Source organism: Pseudomonas khavaziana, assembly GCF_019145205.1.
Classification (GTDB): Bacteria; Pseudomonadota; Gammaproteobacteria; order Pseudomonadales; family Pseudomonadaceae; genus Aquipseudomonas; species Aquipseudomonas khavaziana.
Window position 1 is genome coordinate 450,276 of record NZ_JAHSTT010000004.1, and the last position, 17,342, is coordinate 467,617.

Sequence of the window (17,342 nt, forward strand, 5' to 3'; positions counted from 1 at the left end):
GTGTGTCAGTCAACAAATCCATTGCTGCCACACCGCTATCGGGAGCAAGCCCCCTCCCACATCTGGATCTCTATCTGACTCAGGTCAGGCGTAGTAGTCGACGGCGCTGGAGCCGATCACGATTGAGGTCACTGGCGCTGCAACTTCAGCCACGTCAACTTGACCGCCAGTGTCAGCGCTATCACCACGCCGACCGCCACTGCCCACGCCCCGCGCCTGGCCCTGCTGTTGCTGCTGGTCCTGCCCCCGCGATTGGTCGGACACGTTCACATCCACCTGCCCCATGCCCTGCTGGGCAAACATCTCCCGCAAGCGGCCAGACTGGCTTTCCAGCGCTTCGCGCACCACCGCATGGCCGCTCATGAAGTTGACCTGTGCTTGCTGGTCCGCCGTCATATTGACCTTGATATCCAGACGCCCCAATTCAGCCGGCTGCAACTGGATCTCCGCCGACTTGAGGTTGGCGCTGGAGAGGTACATCACGCGGTTGACCACTTCTTCGGTCCAGCCGCTCTGGTGCATGGCCAGCGGCGCATTGGTGACCGGCGGCAAGGCATTCGCGGTTTTCGGCGTGGCGGCCTGGGTCAGCGCGGCCAGGCGGTTGGCGAAATCATCCACGCGGGTGTCGCTGTTGGCGTTCTTGAGATCCTTGAGGCCGTCATCGATCAGCGCGCCAAACGCCTTGTCGCCACCCTGGTCGGTGCTGTCCTTGGTGGCTTGCTGGTCGACCATAGTGGCCAGGCCGGCGGCAAAGCTCTGCGCGGCGGTCGGTTGATCCTGGGGCGCGGTTTTCTGCGCCGCCTGGCTGCTGGCCGACACGTGACCGCCCTGCTCCATCGCCAGGCGCACAGCGGGCATCGCATCCAGGGGGTCAGCCTCCGGGTCGAAGGCCGTTGGCTTGGCTTCATCGGTCACGGCGACCGGCAGGGCCGCGTCATCGGCGGCCACGGCGGGAGCCGAGGCTTGCACGGGCACAGGCACGGGCGTCACTGCAGCGATCACCGCCGGATCGACCACCGGGTCAACCGGGGGTTGTTGCGCCTGGGACGGGTCGGTGGCTTTGTCGCCGTCGCTGCCAGCGCCGTCGTCGGTCTTGGCCGCCGGCTTGGCAGGCAAGGAATTGCCGTTATCGGCAACCGCTGGTTTGCTGGCGGCAGGCGTATCGCTATCGGCAGCCGGTTTGGCGTTGGTATCAGCAGGCTTGTCACGGGTGACTTTGCCTGGGCTGTCGCCGACCTTCGGCGCCGGCTTGGGACCTTGGTTGGCAAACACTTGAGCAAAGCCAGCACCCTTGTCACGCGGGGCCGCAGCCGCTACCGCCGGGGTGGCGACAGGCGCTTGAGGCTTGGTCGCGGGGGCAGCCTGTAGAAGCGAATTGGGAGCGACTGGCATAAGTAAGGGTCTCCACTGCATGAAGGTCGGGGATGCAGTCCATGGAGATAGAGCAAGAGTCGGGCCAGGTTTACAAAATGCCTGGATATATCAGATTCAATGTAGGAGCGAGCTTGCTCGCGAAAAACTCACAGGCGCCGCATTCATCCAGGAAGCACGCGTTATCGTTGACGTTTTTCGCGAGCAAGCTCGCTCCTACATTCATACAGTGGCTTGACCAGCGCGAACTCATGATCAATCTGATCAACCAGAGCGCCTAAATCCGAGGCCGCCTCGACGGCCTCGGTCTCCAGCAACTCACACAATTGGGCCAAACGCACCGCCCCAAGATTGCCGCTGCTGCCTTTGAAACTGTGGGCAATCCGTCCCAACGTTTTGGCGTCGCCCCCAGCCTTGCGCAGTGCTGCGACGCGCTCTTGCGAGTCCTCAATAAAGGTGTCGAGCAACGTCGGGTACTCGCTCTCCATCACTTCCTGCAGGTCCGACAACACGTCGGGGTCCAAATGAATCTCAGCCACTTGCTCGCTCCTTGATCAAGAATCGGCGGATTATGCCAGAGCCTCCCAACAAAATTCCACGCAGACACTGCGCCCGCCATCAGACCAGCTTACGGCGCTGCTCAATTGACGCACCAGACTCAAGCCCCGGCCAGACAGACGGTCGACGTCCACCGGCCGCGCCAATTCCTTGTCTACGTCAAAACCCGACCCGCTGTCTTCAACCCGCAAGGTCATGGTGCCGCCCTGGTCGGTCGGCGCCACCTGCACATGCACGCGCACATAGCCGCTGTTCAATTGGGCCAACCGTTCGTTGCGCTGGCGATAATACTGCGCAAAACCCTGCGCATCGCGCTTGAGCGCTGAATCCAGGCCGAGCACGCCATGCTCCAGGGCATTGGAATACAACTCCGCCATCACGCTATAGAGCGCCCCGCCCTGCTCGCGCAGGCCGTGGACCTCCAGCAGCAGCTGCAGCAAGTACGGCAGCGGGTTGTAGTTTTTGAGAGTCTGGGCGCGAAACTCGAAACTCACCGACCAGTCCAGCGGGCTCGACTGGCCGCTGTCGGCATACATCGGCTCAGCCACCCGCAGCGGCGGAGCGGACAGCAAAGTGATCTCGACCATGCTCACATCGTCCCGCGCCTGGCCGCGAAATGCTGCCAAGGCCTGTTCGATATCCTCGAACAGGCGGTCGGGCTCGCGGTTGGCGGCGAACACCTGTTGCAAGCGGGCGGCACCGAACAACTGGTCGTTGGCGTCAGCGGTATCCAGCACGCCATCGGAAAGCAGGAACACCCGGTCGCCCAAGGCCATGGGCCAGACCTCGGTGCTGTCATCGAACGCCTCCGCCGACAACACACCCAAGGGCAGATGTCGCGATATCAACGGCGTGCGCCGGCCCGTGGCGACTTCATGCACATAGCCTTCGGGCATACCGCCGTTCCACACCTCCACCGCCCGCCGCTGGGCGCTCAGGCACAGCAAGGTGGCACAGCAGAACATATCCACCGGCAGGATACGCTTGAGCTTGGCGTTCATCTCTCGCAGCGTCTGGGTCAGGCCATAACCCTTGGCGGTCATGCCGTAGAACACCTCGGCCAGGGGCATGGCGCCGATGGCAGCAGGCAGCCCATGGCCGGTGAAGTCGCCGAGCAACACATGCATGTCACCGGACGGTGTGTAGGCCGCCAGCAGCAAGTCACCGTTGAACAGCGCATAGGGCGATTGCAGGTAGCGGATATTCGGTGCGGCGTTGATACAACCGGAATGGGCAACCTTGTCGAACACCGCCTTCGCCGCCCGCTGCTCATGCAGCAGGTGTTCGTGGTGCCTGGCGATCAGGTCACGCTGTTGCAGGACCGTGGCCTGCAGGCGCCGCAGGCGGTCCATGGCGTTGATCTTCGCCGCCAGGATCAGCGGGTTGTAGGGTTTGGGCAGGAAGTCGTCGCCACCGGCATCCAGGCACTGGGCCAGGGCTTCGCTCTCACGCAACGAGGTGAGGAAGATAATCGGCACCAGCGCCTCCCCCGCCAGTTGCTTGATCTGCCGGGCGGCTTCGAAGCCATCCATCACCGGCATCAGCGCATCCATCAACACCAGTTGCGGGCGCTCGTGGGCAAAGATCTCGACCGCCTCGACACCATTGCCGGCGGTCAGCACCCGGTGCCCCTGGCGACGAATGATGGTCGACAGCAACAGCCGGTCGGCGGCGCTGTCTTCGGCGATCAGGATGGTCAGCGCCTCAAGGACCGGGGCCAGGGCGCTCAACTGATGTCGAACAGCTTGTCGAAGTTGGAAATGGCGAGGATCTTGCGCACGTCGGAGTTGCTGTTGAGCACACGGACCTCAGCGTCCTCTCCGCCGGCGTGATCACGTAGCAGCAGGAGCATGCCCAAGGCAGAACTGTCCATATAGGTGGTTTCCTTGAGATCGACAATATAGGTCTCGGGCACCTTGTAGAAACGCTCGTAGGCGTCCCGAAACGCCTGATGACTGCCGAAATCGAACCGGCCCTTGATTGCGATCGTCAACTTCTTCCCGTCCAGGGATACTTCTGACTCGACTGACATGTGACTGCTTCCTTGTCGTTGGCACTGTGCAACAAGGTGTAGCAGGCGAACCGGATCCAAGCAACACATCGGATCAAATGTGCGAGGGGGCTTGCTCCCGATTGCAGTGTGTCAGTCAACAAATCCATAGCTGACACACCGCTATCGGGAGCAAGTCGAATCGTCGCACCGCCCCTCCCACATTTGTCCTGCGTCGTCAGTTAGAACTGTTCGTGGCGGGGCAGGCGCTGGGACAATTCATCGAGCAGCTTTTGCTCGCGTTTGTCTTCGATGGCCCGGGCCTCGTCGATATAGCGCTGCACCAGCTTGCGCAGCCCTTCGACACGGGCGAACGCCGCTTGCCAGGCCTCACGGGCCTTGTCGAGGTTGTTTTGGTGCCAGGCCAGGCTCTGGCGCTGTTGGCCGACGGCTGTTTCAAGCTGATTGAGAAAGCCCTGGTAACCCATCAGCCACTGGCCGGACACGCCCTTGCTGCCGCGTTCGATCCACTGTTGCTGGTATTCGACGCGAAAGCGCTCCAGGTCGCCCAGCTTGCTTTCTGCCAGGCGCACCTGGCCCTGGAAATAACCCAGGCGCTGCACGGCGGCTTTTTCGGCCTTCTCGGCCATGTCCACCACCGGGGCCAGGCGCGCGGCGCGGCTGTTGGCCATGGCTTAGCCGCCCGGCGCGGGGGCGAAGATGGACTGCAGATGCGCCTGGCTTTCGGCCATGCTGATCTTGTCGTTGAGGCCCTGGCGCAGGTAGGTCACCAGTTGCGGTTGCAAGGCGATGGCCAGGTCGGTGTCGCGGTCGCCACCGGCCACATAGGCACCGACGCTGATCAGGTCGCGGCTCTGCTGGTAGCGTGACCACAGCTGCTTGAATTGCTGGGCACGGGCCATATGCTCGGGCGTGACCACCGACGGCATGACCCGGCTGATGGACGCTTCGATATCGATGGCCGGGTAGTGCCCCTCTTCCGCCAACCGCCGCGACAGCACGATATGTCCGTCGAGCACGCCTCGCGCCGAGTCAGCAATCGGGTCCTGCTGGTCGTCGCCTTCGGATAGCACCGTATAGAACGCCGTGATCGAGCCACCGCCGGCCTCGGCATTACCAGCGCGTTCCACCAGTTTGGGCAACTTGGCGAATACCGACGGCGGGTAGCCCTTGGTAGCGGGCGGCTCGCCGATGGCCAGGGCGATTTCCCGCTGGGCCTGGGCGAAACGCGTCAGCGAATCCATCAGCAACAGGACATTCTTGCCCTTGTCGCGAAAATATTCAGCGATGCGGGTGCAGTACATGGCGGCGCGCAGGCGCATCAGCGGCGCATCGTCCGCAGGCGAGGCCACTACCACCGAACGCTTGAGCCCTTCTTCGCCGAGGCTGTGCTCGATGAACTCCTTGACCTCACGCCCCCGCTCACCGATCAAGCCCACCACAATGATGTCGGCCTCGGTAAAGCGCGTCATCATGCCCAGCAACACCGACTTACCCACGCCGGTACCGGCGAACAGGCCCAGGCGCTGGCCGCGACCTACCGTCAATAAACCGTTGATGCTGCGAATGCCCACGTCGAGCGGCACGCTGATAGGGTTGCGCTTGAGCGGGTTGATGGTGGGCCCGTCCATCGGCACCCAGTCTTCGGCTTTCATGCCGCCCTTGCCGTCCAGCGCGCGCCCGGCGCCGTCGAGCACACGGCCGAGCATGCCCATGCCCATGGGCAGGCGACCGGTATCGGCCAGCGGCACCACGCGGGCGCCGGGGGCGATGCCGGCCAGGCTACCCACCGGCATGAGAAAAATCTTGCTGCCGGAAAAGCCCATTACTTCGGCTTCGACCTGCACCGGGTGGTAACTGTCGTCGTTGATCACCATGCAACGACTGCCCATGGCGGCGCGCAGCCCCTCGGCTTCGAGGGTCAGGCCGACCATGCGCAACAGGCGCCCTTCGAGGATCGGCTGGCCGGGCAACTCGGTCGCTTCGGCGTAGCTGCCCAGGCGCTTGGCGAAACTGGTGCGATCAAGGCGCATCGGAGGCGTCCAGGTCAACGCTCAAGTCCGGCTCTGCCGGGTGCAGGGCTTGCTCATGCAGTTGGTCGAGTAATTTGGCCATGATCTGGCTGATGCGGGTTTCCACCGTGGCATCGATGCGGCTGTGTTCGGTCTCGACGCGGCACCCACCGGGCAGCAACGCGGCATCCTCGACGATGCGCCAGGTTTCTTCATGGCGCTCGCGCAGGGCTTTGACCTGCTCGAAATCCTGCGGGTTGATGTACAAGCGCACATTGCCGACCCCCAGGGGCAGCAGCTTGAGGGCTTCGCGCATCACGCTTTCGATCTGGCTGGAATCGAGCACCAACTCGCGCTGGATCACCTGGCGGGTGATGTGCTGCACCAGGCCGACCATGGCTTTTTCCAGCTGCGTGTCCTGTTCGGCAATGGGGTCGAACAGGTTGGCCATCAGGCGTTCCAGGCTGGCCACTTGGGTAGCCAGCGCCGCCTCGGCTTCCTGGCGGACCTTGAGGGTGGTGCTGCGAAAACCGTCTTTTTCACCCGCGGCAAAGCCTTCGTTGTAGGCCTCCTGGCGGATGGCCTCCAACTCGTCGAGGGTCAGTGGCTGGACTTCATCCAGCGGCACTTCTTCCATTTCCGCCGGTGCTTCCTCGACCGGTTCAGGCTCAGGCTGCGGCACATGGGGATCGAAGCTGGGCAGCGACCAGATGTCGAACCCACCGACATCCCGCGCGCGAATCAGATCGCTGGGCGTCTCATCTTTGTTCGACATGGGAGGCGCCTTAGATCATTTCTTCGCCGCCCTTCCCGCCGAGAACGATTTCTCCGGCTTCGGCCATACGGCGGGCAATGGTGAGGATTTCCTTCTGGGCGGTTTCCACGTCGCTGACGCGCACCGGACCCTTGGCTTCCAGGTCGTCGCGCAACAGCTCCGAGGCGCGCTTGGACATGTTCTTGAAGATCTTCTCCTTGACGTTTTCGTCCGAACCCTTGAGGGCCAGCACCAGCACGTCGGAGGATACTTCGCGCAGCAACGCCTGGATGCCACGGTCGTCGACATCGGCAAGGTTGTTGAACACGAACATCAGGTCTTCGATCTGGCCGGACAGGGTGTCGTCGATCTCGCGGATCGAGTCCATCAACTGGCCTTCGACCGAGCTGTCGAGGAAGTTCATGATGTCGGCCGCGCGCTTGATGCCACCCAGGGTGGTGCGCGAGGCATTCGAGTTACCCGAGAATTGCTTCTCGAGAATCGTGTTGAGTTCTTTCAGCGCCGCCGGCTGCACGGTGTTCAGCGACGACACGCGCAGGATGATGTCCAGGCGCACTTTGTGGTCGAAGTGGCCGAGCACTTCACCGGCCTGGTCCGGGTCCAGGTAGGCCACCACGATCGCCTGGATCTGCGGGTGCTCGTAGCGGATCACGTCAGCCACCGCACGCGGCTCCATCCATTTGAGGCTGTCCAGGCCACTGGTGTTGCCACCCAGCAGGATGCGGTCGATCAGGCCGTTGGCCTTGTCTTCGCCCAGGGCCGAGGTGAGCATCTTGCGGATGTAGCTGTCGGAGCCGACGCCCAGGCTGGTCTGGTCGCCGACGATCTCGACGAATTCACTCATCACCTGCTCGACTTGCTCGCGGTGCACATTGCGCATCTGCGCCATGGCCACGCCTACACGCTGGACCTCTTTAGGGCCCATGTGGCGCAGCACTTGGGCGGCATCGGTTTCACCCAGGGACAGCAGCAGCACTGCGGCTTTGTCGACCCGGGAAAGCTTGGCCACAGCGGCTCGATCATTCATCTGCGTTAATCCACTCTTTCACGACCTGGGCTACACGGCCCGGGTCTTCTGCTACCAGACTCTTGATTGCGTTCAACTGAGCGTCATAGCCTTCGCTCGGGCTTGGCAACAGGATGCTTTGCGGGCCACCGAGGCTGACGCGGTCGTTGGCCAGTTCGCCGTCCAGGCCGCCCATGCCACCCAACTCGACATCACCACCGGCCAGGGCCAGCTGTTTCTTGCTGCCGCCGGTGATGTTATTGAGCACCGGGCGCAGCACGCCGAACACCAGCACCAGGATGAACAACACCCCCAGCACTTGCTTGACGATGTCCCAGAACCAGGGCTGGGTGTAGAACGCCGGGTCAGCAATCACTTCGCTGCGTTCGGCGGAGAACGGCATGTTGATCACGCTGACGCTGTCACCACGGCTGGCGTCGAAACCGACGGCGTCCTGCACCAGGCGCGTGAAGCGCGCCAATTCGTCGGCGGTCCAGGGTGCACGGGTGACGGCACCGTCAGCGGCGTTGACCTTGACCTGGTCATCGACCACCACCGACACCGACAGGCGATTGATCTTGCCCTGTTGCTGCTTGGTGTGGCTGATAGAACGGTCGAGTTCGAAGTTCTTGGTGGACTGGTTACGCTTGTCCGCAGGATACGGTGCAAGCATCGGCTGGCCGGTGGCCGGGTCCATGATCTGCTGGCCGTTGGCATCCAGCAGCGGCTGGCCGGGCTGGATCGCGCCAGCAGTGGCAGCAGCGCCCCCAGTGGTCTGCGGTGCCGAGGCGGCCGACGGTGGCTGGTTGCTCAAGGCCCCCGGCACACCTTGCGGGCCATTGGCGGCGGTGCGCTGCTCGCTGGTGGACTGCTCGCTGCGCAGCGCCGGCTGGTCAGGGTTGAACTGCTCGGAGGTGGACTCAACAGCGCTGAAGTCCACGTCGGCAGACACTTCCGCCTTGTAGCGGTCGTTGCCCAGCACCGGCTGCAGAATGTTGTGCACGCGCTGGGTGAGCATGCTTTCCATGCGGCGGCTGTAATCGAATTGCTTGCCGGCCTGGGTCAGCGCGGAGTTTTCCGCCATGTCGGAGAGCAGGTTGCCCTTTTGGTCGACCACGGTGATTTGCGACTTGCTCAATTCGGGCACGCTGGTGGCCACCAGGTTGACGATCGCCAGCACCTGGCCAGGCTCCAGGGAGCGGCCGGAAAACAGTTCCACCAGTACCGAAGCGCTGGGCTTGCGTTCGTCACGCACGAACACCGAGCTTTTCGGAATTGCCAGGTGCACACGGGCGCCCTTGACGTTATTCAGGCTGGAGATGGTGCGCGCCAGTTCGCCTTCCAGGCCACGACGGTAGCGAGTGGCTTCCATGAACTGGCTGGTCCCCAGGCCCTGGTCCTTGTCGAGGATTTCAAAACCAATATTGCTGTCGGACGGTGTCACGCCTGCAGCAGCCAATTTCATCCGCGCACGGGCCACATCATCGGCCTTGACCAGCAGCGCCCCGGAGTTGGGCTCCACGGTGTAGGCGATGTCAGCGGCGGCGAGGGTTTCCATGATCTGCTTGGAATCCATGCCCGCCAGGCTGCCGTACAGCGGACGGTAATCAGGTTGTTGCGACCACAACACCACGGCAAAACCGATCGCCACGCTGGCCGCCAGGCCGACCATCAGGCCCACCTGACGCAGCATGGTCATTTCCGAGAGGTTTTCCAGGAACGACAGGCCAAACAGCGGCGGTTTGCCGTCTGTCTTGGCGGGGAGGTTGTCGGAGAGTGCTTCAGCCATGACTTAAATCTCGTCCTTAAACCGGCATCTGCATGATGTCTTGGTAAGCCTGAACCAGCTTGTTACGCACTTGGGTCAAGGCCTGGAAGGACACACTGGCCTTTTGCGAGGCAACCATCACATCGGTGAGGTCCACGCCGCTTTTACCGATCTCGAACGCAGTGGCCAACTGGCTGGACGCCTGCTGGGTGTCACTGACTTTATTGATTGCCTGGCCGAGCATGTCGGCAAAACTGCTTTGGCCCAATTCCGGTGCTGGCGCGACGGATTTCGGCTGAGCCATGGCGTCCATTTGCATGGCGCGCATATCCAACATCAACCGATTGAACTCAATACCCTGGCTCATGAACTTCTCTCTCCGACAACCCGCATTTTTTTGACGCTACACCGCTCTTACAGGGGAGGTAGCAACAAGGGTGCCAGCTCTGTGACAACTCGTAAGAAAAGGCGACAAAGCTTGTCGAACTTGTTACCGCACGTTTTTTGTAGGAGCGAGCTTGCTCGCGAAGAACTCATGGACCCCGCGAGCATCCAGGAAGCACGCGTTATCGTTGACGTTTTTCGCGAGCAAGCTCGCTCCTACAAAAAACGGTATTGGCGCGAAGTCAGGTGGCGAACAGATACGCTTCCACATCCATTCCCGCGTCGCGCATCTGTGCCAGCTTGTAGCGCAAGGTGCGCGGGCTGATGCCCAGGCGCTCGGCCGCTTCTTTGCGGCGGCCGCGTTCGGCGCGCAGGGTGTCGATGATCATCTGGAATTCGCGGCGGCGCAGGTCATCGCCCAGGGCACCGGCCGATTCCGCCTCGGCAACCACCGGCGTCGGCGCCAGGCTCGGCAACGGCGCCGCGCCATTGCCCATGGCCAGGCAGAAGTCCTGGGGCTGGATCAGGCCGCCCTGTTGCAAAATCAGCGCGCGCTGGATCGCGTTGTCCAGTTCGCGCACGTTACCCGGCCACGGGTAGCTGACCAGGCAGGCCTGGGCCTCGGCCGACAGGCGCGCCTGGGCGTGCTTCATTTTTTTGACGTGGTTGTTCAGCAGGCGCTCGGCCAGCGGAAGAATGTCCGCCGGGCGTTCGCGCAACGGGCGCCAGGCCAGCGGAAACACCGATAGCCGGTAGAACAGATCTTCACGGAAGCGCCCCGCCGCTACCTCGCTGGCCAGGTCGCGGTTGGTGGTGGCGACCACGCGGATATCCAGCTGGATCGGCTTGCGCGCGCCCACCCGCTCCACTTCGCGCTCCTGCAACACGCGCAGCAACTTGGCTTGCAGGCCCAGGGGCATTTCCGAGATTTCGTCGAGCAGGATGGTGCCGCCGTCGGCCTGTTCGAACTTGCCTGCCTGGGCCGCGATGGCGCCGGTGAACGAGCCCTTTTCATGGCCGAACAAGGTGGCTTCAAGCATGTTGTCGGGGATCGCCGCGCAGTTGATCGCAATGAAGGGTTGCTTGGCACGGCTGGATTGCTGGTGAATGTAACGCGCCAGCACTTCTTTACCGGTGCCGGACTCGCCGGAAATCAGCACGGTGGAATCACTGCGCGCTACCCGCGCCGCCAATTCCAGCAATTGCGCGCTGGCCGGTTCAAAGGCAATCGGCCCATCGCCCTCGCCCGCCGAAATCACACCCAGGGCATGCCTGGCCACCAGTTCGATCAATGCCTTGGGCTCGAAAGGCTTGACCAGGTAATCCGCCGCGCCCTGGCGCATGGCGTCCACCGCCCGCTCCACAGCACCGTGGGCGGTCATCAGCAGCACCGGCAGCTGCGGCTGGCGTGCGCGCAGCAGGCCGAGCAACTGGTGACCGTCCATGCCGGGCATGTTCACGTCGCTGACCACCAGGCTGAAGGCCTCCTGCTCGACCGCCTCCAAGGCTTCCTCGGCAGAGCCGACCGCACGGTAGTCATGGCCCGCCAACAGCAGCGTGTCAGCCAATGCCTCACGCAGGGCGCGATCGTCTTCAACCAATAAAACCTTGATAGCCATAGTCGTTTTACTCCGCGCTCGCCGCACTGGAAAACAGCGGCAAGGTCATCAATGCACAGGTGCCACGCCCCAGGCGGGAACGCAGCTGCAATTGTCCCTGATGGGCCCGGGCCACCGCCTTGACCACGGTCAGGCCCAGGCCAGTACCGTTGGCCTTGGTGGTAAAAAACGGTTCGCCCAGGCGTTGCAACACCTGCGGCTCGATGCCGCTGCCGCTGTCGCTGATACACAGGCGCAGGGTTTGTTCACGGGTATAGAGGTGCACTTTCAGGCGTGCGCCCGGGCCGCTGGCCTGGGTGGCATTTTCGATCAGGTTGAGCAGCGCGCCGACCAGGGTGTCGCGGTTGCACAGCAACTCGCCCTGGTGGCTGTCACACTGCCAACGCAGGTTGGCGTCCTGGACATGGGTGGCCGCCGCCGCTTGCAGGGACTGCATCAGGCCGGCAGGCGTGACGCGGTCGGTCAGCGGCAATTCGCCGCGGGCAAACACCAGCATGTCGCGCACCTGGTGCTCCAATTCATGCAGGCGCTCCTTGAGGCGCCCGGCAAAACGCTGGTGGGTGGCGGCCGGCAATTGCTCATCAGTCAAATGACTGGCGTAGATCAACGCCGCCGACAACGGCGTGCGGATCTGATGGGCCAAGGATGCGACCATCCGCCCCAGCGACGACAAGCGTTCGTGGCGGGCCAGTTGGTCCTGCAGGTGACGGGTTTCTGTCAGGTCGTTGAGCAGCACCAATTGGCCCGGCTCGGCGTCCAGGGAACGGGTGGCAATAGAGAGGCGACGCCCGTCCTTGAGGGAGACTTCATGGCCGTCGTCTTCACGCGGCGCAAAGCAGCGCGTGATGACTTCACGCCACAGCTCGCCTTCCAGCGGCAGGCCGAGCAGGTCGCAGGCGGCCGGGTTGGCTTCGCGCACGCGGCCCTGGTCGTCAATGACGATCACGCCACCGGGCAGCAGGTCCAGCAGGTTTTGCAGACGGTTGGCCAGGCGCTCTTTCTCGGCCAGCTCTTGCATACGCTGGGCGCTGACCACCGCCAATTCGCCTTTAAGCTCGGACACCCGGGCTTCGAGCAGACTGTAGGAGTCGGTCAGTTGGCTCGACATCTGGCTGAACTGTGAGAACGCTTGCTCCAGGCCCTGGCGGGTCGGCGGTTCTACAGGCGAAACCAGCCCCTGGATGGCAGGGGCCGAAGCTAGTTGGGCGGCGTGGGGCATGATGCTCTCTCGCTGGGCTGACCGTCAGTTAAACGGAACGTTGCGAGGGTTGTAGCAATACCCGTGCCGAAAAAATCGCCGGTGTCCGACCTCGCCAATACAGTTCCGTTTTGACGAGTGACTGTTGCTGTCAGACAAGGCGCCGCGACGACTCATAGCTCGCTATGGGGAGGAGCGGCAACGCAGTATGACGGCAACAGGCACCGTCATAAACTGAACAGTATTGGTGAGGTCGGGCACCCTAAATCAATGCGTTGAAAAACAGGCGTCAATCATCCGCCTGTTCATCACCTTCTTTGCGGCTCATACCGTACTTGCGCATCTTCTCCACCAGAGTGGTTCGACGAATACGCAAACGCTCGGCAGCACGGGCGACGATGCCATGGGCGTCGTCCAGGGCCTGTTGGATCAGCCCCTGTTCCAGGTTGCCGAGGTAGTCTTTCAGGTCCAGGCCTTCGGGCGGCAACAGCGCGGTGGCGCCGAAGTCCGGAGTATGCCCGTTGATCGCCACGCGCTCTTCCATGTCACTGCGCAGGCTGTCCAGTTGCTCGTCTTCATCGTCGACGTAGCGGAATTTCTTCGGCAACTCGACCACGCCGATCACACCGTAGGGGTGCATGATCGCCATGCGCTCCACCAGGTTGGCCAATTCGCGGACGTTGCCCGGCCAGCCGTGGCGGCACAGGGACATGATCGCGGCGGAGTTGAAGCGAATCGAACCGCGTTTCTCATGCTCCATGCGCGAGATCAGCTCGTTCATCAGCAACGGGATGTCTTCCACGCGCTCACGCAGCGGCGCCATCTCGATGGGGAATACGTTGAGGCGGTAATACAGGTCTTCGCGGAAGCTGCCGACCTCGATCATGCTTTCGAGGTTCTTGTGGGTGGCGGCAATGATGCGCACGTCGACGCTCTGGGTCTTGTTGCTGCCCACGCGCTCGAAGGTACGCTCCTGCAGCACGCGCAGCAGCTTGACCTGCATCGGCAGTGGCATGTCGCCGATTTCGTCAAGGAACAGGGTGCCGCCATTGGCCAGCTCGAAACGCCCGGCACGGCTGGTGATCGCCCCGGTAAAGGCGCCCTTCTCGTGGCCGAACAGTTCGCTTTCGAGCAGCTCTGCCGGGATCGCCCCGCAGTTGACCGGCACGAAAGGCCCGTCGCGGCGCTTGGAGTGATAGTGCAGGTTACGTGCGACCACTTCCTTGCCGGTGCCCGACTCGCCGAGGATCAGCACACTGGCGTCGGTATCGGCCACTTGCTGCATCATCTGGCGCACGTGCTGGATCGCCCGGCTGGTGCCGACGAGGCTGCGGAACAGGTTGGGTTCACGGTGACGGCCGCGCTCGCGGGCCTGGTCGTACATCTCGCGATAGACCTGGGCGCGGTGCAGGGAATCGAGCAATTTGCTGTAGCTGGGCGGCATTTCCAGATTGGAAAGCACACGGCGGCGCTGGTCTTCCGGCAGGTCCACGGAAGAAATATCGCCCATCAGCAACACTGGAAGGAACTCATCCCAGGTTGACAGTGTCTTTAACAAGCCCAGAACTGCGCCAGGAGCGTTTACCGTCCCGATCAACACACAGATGACTTCACGGCTCGACGCCAACGAGCTGACCGCCTGCTGCCAATCGTGGCTGCCGCAGGGCAAATTTTCTTCACCGAGAAAATTTAAAATCACCGCTAAATCGCGGCGGCGGACGCTATCGTCATCGATCAGCAGAATTTTGGTTTCACGCCACATGCAATAGCAACTTCCCTAGTAAAACTTCCTGCCCCGGAATGAGGGCAATCAAGACGCTTGTAAGATTTCTTACTTACTAGACGTCTGAAATCTGAAAACAGCACTAGTTAAGTCAAAAATGCTGGCACAGTCAAATATATGACGCACCGTTCGGACCAACTGAGCCCATTCAGCCGAACAGATGGTAAACCTTTGACGCATTTTTAGCTTGGTTGATCTGCGACATCTCTTCGAAAATCGCCTGGCGCTCGCCGGTCGTGACTTCCAGCAACTGCTGGTACACCACCAACAAACTTTCCAGTTTCTCGCGCAACGCGCCCTCGTCTACCGGTGCCTCATTGAGCACCTCATCAATCACCGCACGGCAACCCAGGTCCAACTCGCCGACAGCTTCCCAATTACGCTCAGCCAGCGCGCCGAGAAGGGCTTCGCGGGTTTCGTCGATGCGTTGCAGTGCATGGCTCATGATGTGTACCTCAAGGCGATCGGCCTTATTGTGGAGCGATGGCATCCCAGCCGGTCTTGACGGTGATCAGCAAGCGCGCGACTTCGTCGATCATCTCGGCGTCATTGACACGGTTCGCCTCGACCAAGCGGTTGCCCATGTAGTTGTACAAGGCATCCAGACGCTGGATCGCTGCCGGGTCTTCGGCCTTCTCCGGCTCCAGACCATCGCGCAGGCCAGAGATGATTTCGATCGCCTTGCCCAGCATCAGGCCTTTTTGCGCGACGTCACCGCGACTCAACGCCCCCTTGGCCTGTGCCAATCGATCGAGGCCACCTTCCATTAACATCTGCACCAGACGGTGCGGGCTGGCTTCGGAGACCTGCGCATGGGCATTGACCTTCTGGTACTGACGAAGGGCTCTCATTGGGTTCATGTTGCTACCTCGTAACTGGTGACAATCGAATCGGTTTGCTTAACCAGTTTTTCGACCGTGGCGACGAAAACTTTAATCCAGAACCCTGCGCCAGGGCCCCCAAACAGGGCCTGCAGGCGCGCCGTCCATCAATTCGACTTCGGATTGTTCAGCGAGTTGAGGGTGGTCATGATGCTGGAGCTGCTGGCGTTGATCTGCGCGATCATGGTGTCCATGGCGGTGTATTTGGCGCTCAGGGACTTCTGCAAGGCATCCATGCGCCGCGTCAGGTCGTCCGTCTCCTTGTTCAAGTCAGTCAACTTGTTATTGAGATCGGTGGCACGGGTGGCCAGGGTGCCAGTGGTGCCGACGTAGCTGCTGGTCGCCTTGTTCATGCGGGTGATCAAACCCGTGTCGCCGGTGAACAGCTTGGCGATATCACCGGCGCCCTTGACCACAGCCTTGTCCCACGTCTTGTCATCCAGGCTCAACAGACCGGTTTTCTGGTCAGTGGTGATGCCCATCTGTGCCAGGCTGGTCATGGTGCCCGCGCCGGAGCCATTGACCAACTCGGAGCGCAGGCTGTTGACCAGTTGACGCATCGAAGCATCGCCAGTCAACGCACCCGCCGTGGTGGTAGAGGCATCACCGGTGGCGGTGACTTTGGTCTGGGTGTTGATCGCCGTCATCAGCGTGTTGTAGGCGCTGACGAAGGACTGCACCGAGGTTTTCAGGGTGTCCGTGTTGCTGGCCACGGTAATGGTGGTCGGCTTGGTGGTATCAACCGTGTCCAACAGGTCGAGGGTCACGCCGCTGATTGCCGAGGTGATTTTGTTGCTGCTGGATGACATTTCAATGTCATCAATGGAGTACTTGGCGTTGGTCGGCGCCTTGCCCTTGTCATACCCGGTGGCCAGCTGCGAGTCGCCGCTGAGGGTGATGTCGGTGCCTTCGCCCATATTAGTCGACGTCAGTACCAACCGCGCGCCATTGGAGTCGCTCAGCACGTTGGCGCTGATGCCTTGGGACGAGAGCTGGGTATTGATGGACTCGCGCACCTGCTGCAGGGTCGCGCCGCCGGGGATCACCACATCGTAGCTTTTGCCCGACTGATTGATGGTCAGCGTCTGGTCTTCGTCCGTGCTGTTAGCCTTGCCGGTTGCGCCGTCAACATTCACCGCAGTGGTGACTTTCGAGGCGGTCGCCAGATTAGTGACTTTCAACACGTACTTGCCGCTGGATGCGCCGTCACCGAGGGTAACCTTGGCGTTTTTCTCTTCCGAAGAAGTCGCCGCCAGCCCATTGAAAGCCGAGGCATTGTTCAACTTTGTGATTGCCGCCTGGTAGGCTTCCAACGCCGTCTTGACCGAACCGACAGCCGACAACTGCACGGTGGCTTTTTTCTGCTCGTTGGTGATCTGAGCCTGCTTGGGTGCCTGCTCGGCACCAACCAACGCCTTGACGATAGCCTGGGTGTCGTAGCCCGAACCAGGGCCGGAAATCGTTGAACTAGCCATTTGTCATTCTCCTTGTCCTGCGGCGGCCGTTTTTTGGCGCTTAAACGCTTAGACCGCAATCAGAAACATGTTTCGTGCCAACTCAAGCCTTGCTATCGAACAGCAGGCTGCTGGCATCGCTCAGGTTCTGCGCCAGTTTCAGCGCGGTCTCCGATGGTATCTGTCGAATCACTTCACCACTGTCAGTGGCAATCACCTTGACCACTACCTTGCCGGTGGAGTCATCGATGGAAAAATCCAGGTTGCGCTGGGAAGCCTGCACAAACTCACGTATATCGGTAACGGCCTTTTCCAGCGCTACTCGCTGCGGCTCTTCGACCTTGGCCGGCTCACTGCTGGCCGCAGGCTTTACCGGGGCCATTACAGCGCCAAGACTGGCCTGTGCCGTGCTTGCGGGGTAAGACGGGTTCAGCTTGATGCTCATGTCCATGTCACCACCTCCAAACTGAAAAAACGGAAGGGCACGTCGTTAAACGCACCCTCCCGTTATTTAACCGCTAG

17 protein-coding genes are annotated in these 17,342 nt (G+C 61.7%); all 17 read right to left on the reverse strand.

Annotation, left to right across the window (positions count from 1 at the left end; translation table 11 throughout):
* Positions 1-84: 84 nt before the first annotated feature.
* The 17 genes from KVH01_RS13165 to KVH01_RS13245 all read right to left on the reverse strand — a co-directional run bounded on the left by KVH01_RS13165 (position 85) and on the right by KVH01_RS13245 (position 17,271).
* Positions 85-1,392 carry a flagellar hook-length control protein FliK gene (locus tag KVH01_RS13165; RefSeq protein ID WP_217881728.1) on the reverse strand — a complete coding sequence of 436 codons (1,308 nt, stop codon included), beginning with the start codon at positions 1,390-1,392 and terminating at the stop codon, positions 85-87.
* 161 nt (positions 1,393-1,553) lie between these two features.
* Complete coding sequence (locus tag KVH01_RS13170; protein WP_043049687.1) at positions 1,554-1,910, reverse strand: Hpt domain-containing protein; 357 nt, start codon at positions 1,908-1,910, stop codon at positions 1,554-1,556.
* A 30-nt stretch (positions 1,911-1,940) separates the two neighbouring features.
* Positions 1,941-3,659, reverse strand: a complete 1,719-nt coding sequence (locus tag KVH01_RS13175) for a fused response regulator/phosphatase (RefSeq protein WP_217881729.1) — start codon at positions 3,657-3,659, stop codon at positions 1,941-1,943.
* Positions 3,656-3,961, reverse strand: a complete 306-nt coding sequence (locus KVH01_RS13180) for an STAS domain-containing protein (protein WP_043049685.1) — start codon at positions 3,959-3,961, stop codon at positions 3,656-3,658. Before KVH01_RS13180 ends, KVH01_RS13175 begins: the two co-directional genes overlap by 4 nt.
* A 200-nt stretch (positions 3,962-4,161) precedes the next feature.
* Entirely contained in the window at positions 4,162-4,611 is a 450-nt protein-coding gene (fliJ, locus tag KVH01_RS13185; RefSeq protein ID WP_043049684.1) for a flagellar export protein FliJ, read from the reverse strand.
* Positions 4,612-4,614: 3 nt separating this feature from the next.
* Complete coding sequence (fliI, locus tag KVH01_RS13190; RefSeq protein ID WP_043049683.1) at positions 4,615-5,973, reverse strand: flagellar protein export ATPase FliI; 1,359 nt, start codon at positions 5,971-5,973, stop codon at positions 4,615-4,617.
* Entirely contained in the window at positions 5,963-6,727 is a 765-nt protein-coding gene (fliH, locus tag KVH01_RS13195; protein ID WP_124378884.1) for a flagellar assembly protein FliH, read from the reverse strand. The genes fliI and fliH overlap by 11 nt, the downstream gene beginning before the upstream one ends.
* 10 nt (positions 6,728-6,737) lie before the next feature.
* On the reverse strand, positions 6,738-7,754 hold the full coding sequence (gene fliG / locus KVH01_RS13200) for a flagellar motor switch protein FliG (protein WP_003192957.1): 1,017 nt from the start codon (positions 7,752-7,754) through the stop codon (positions 6,738-6,740).
* A complete protein-coding gene (fliF, locus tag KVH01_RS13205; RefSeq protein ID WP_043049681.1) occupies positions 7,747-9,522 on the reverse strand; it encodes a flagellar basal-body MS-ring/collar protein FliF in 1,776 nt (591 codons plus the stop codon). The genes fliG and fliF overlap by 8 nt, the downstream gene beginning before the upstream one ends.
* Before the next feature lie 16 nt (positions 9,523-9,538).
* Positions 9,539-9,868: a flagellar hook-basal body complex protein FliE gene (gene fliE, locus KVH01_RS13210; protein WP_005790083.1), complete on the reverse strand. Its 330-nt coding sequence runs from the start codon at positions 9,866-9,868 to the stop codon at positions 9,539-9,541.
* A gap of 259 nt (positions 9,869-10,127) precedes the next feature.
* Positions 10,128-11,504, reverse strand: coding sequence for a sigma-54-dependent transcriptional regulator (locus tag KVH01_RS13215; protein ID WP_217881730.1), 1,377 nt, complete (start codon positions 11,502-11,504; stop codon positions 10,128-10,130).
* Between the two features lie 7 nt (positions 11,505-11,511).
* Positions 11,512-12,723, reverse strand: a complete 1,212-nt coding sequence (locus tag KVH01_RS13220; RefSeq protein WP_225924173.1) for a sensor histidine kinase — start codon at positions 12,721-12,723, stop codon at positions 11,512-11,514.
* A 268-nt stretch (positions 12,724-12,991) separates the two neighbouring features.
* Complete coding sequence (locus tag KVH01_RS13225; protein ID WP_043049678.1) at positions 12,992-14,464, reverse strand: sigma-54 dependent transcriptional regulator; 1,473 nt, start codon at positions 14,462-14,464, stop codon at positions 12,992-12,994.
* 169 nt (positions 14,465-14,633) lie between these two features.
* On the reverse strand, positions 14,634-14,930 hold the full coding sequence (locus KVH01_RS13230; RefSeq protein ID WP_043049677.1) for a hypothetical protein: 297 nt from the start codon (positions 14,928-14,930) through the stop codon (positions 14,634-14,636).
* Between the two features lie 25 nt (positions 14,931-14,955).
* Positions 14,956-15,345 carry a flagellar export chaperone FliS gene (fliS, locus tag KVH01_RS13235; protein ID WP_217881731.1) on the reverse strand — a complete coding sequence of 130 codons (390 nt, stop codon included), beginning with the start codon at positions 15,343-15,345 and terminating at the stop codon, positions 14,956-14,958.
* 128 nt (positions 15,346-15,473) lie between these two features.
* Positions 15,474-16,841 carry a flagellar filament capping protein FliD gene (gene fliD / locus KVH01_RS13240; RefSeq protein WP_057023034.1) on the reverse strand — a complete coding sequence of 456 codons (1,368 nt, stop codon included), beginning with the start codon at positions 16,839-16,841 and terminating at the stop codon, positions 15,474-15,476.
* Between the two features lie 82 nt (positions 16,842-16,923).
* The gene (locus KVH01_RS13245; protein ID WP_217881732.1) at positions 16,924-17,271 is read right to left on the reverse strand and encodes a flagellar protein FlaG; all 348 of its coding nucleotides are present in this window, start codon (positions 17,269-17,271) and stop codon (positions 16,924-16,926) included.
* Positions 17,272-17,342 lie beyond the last annotated feature (71 nt).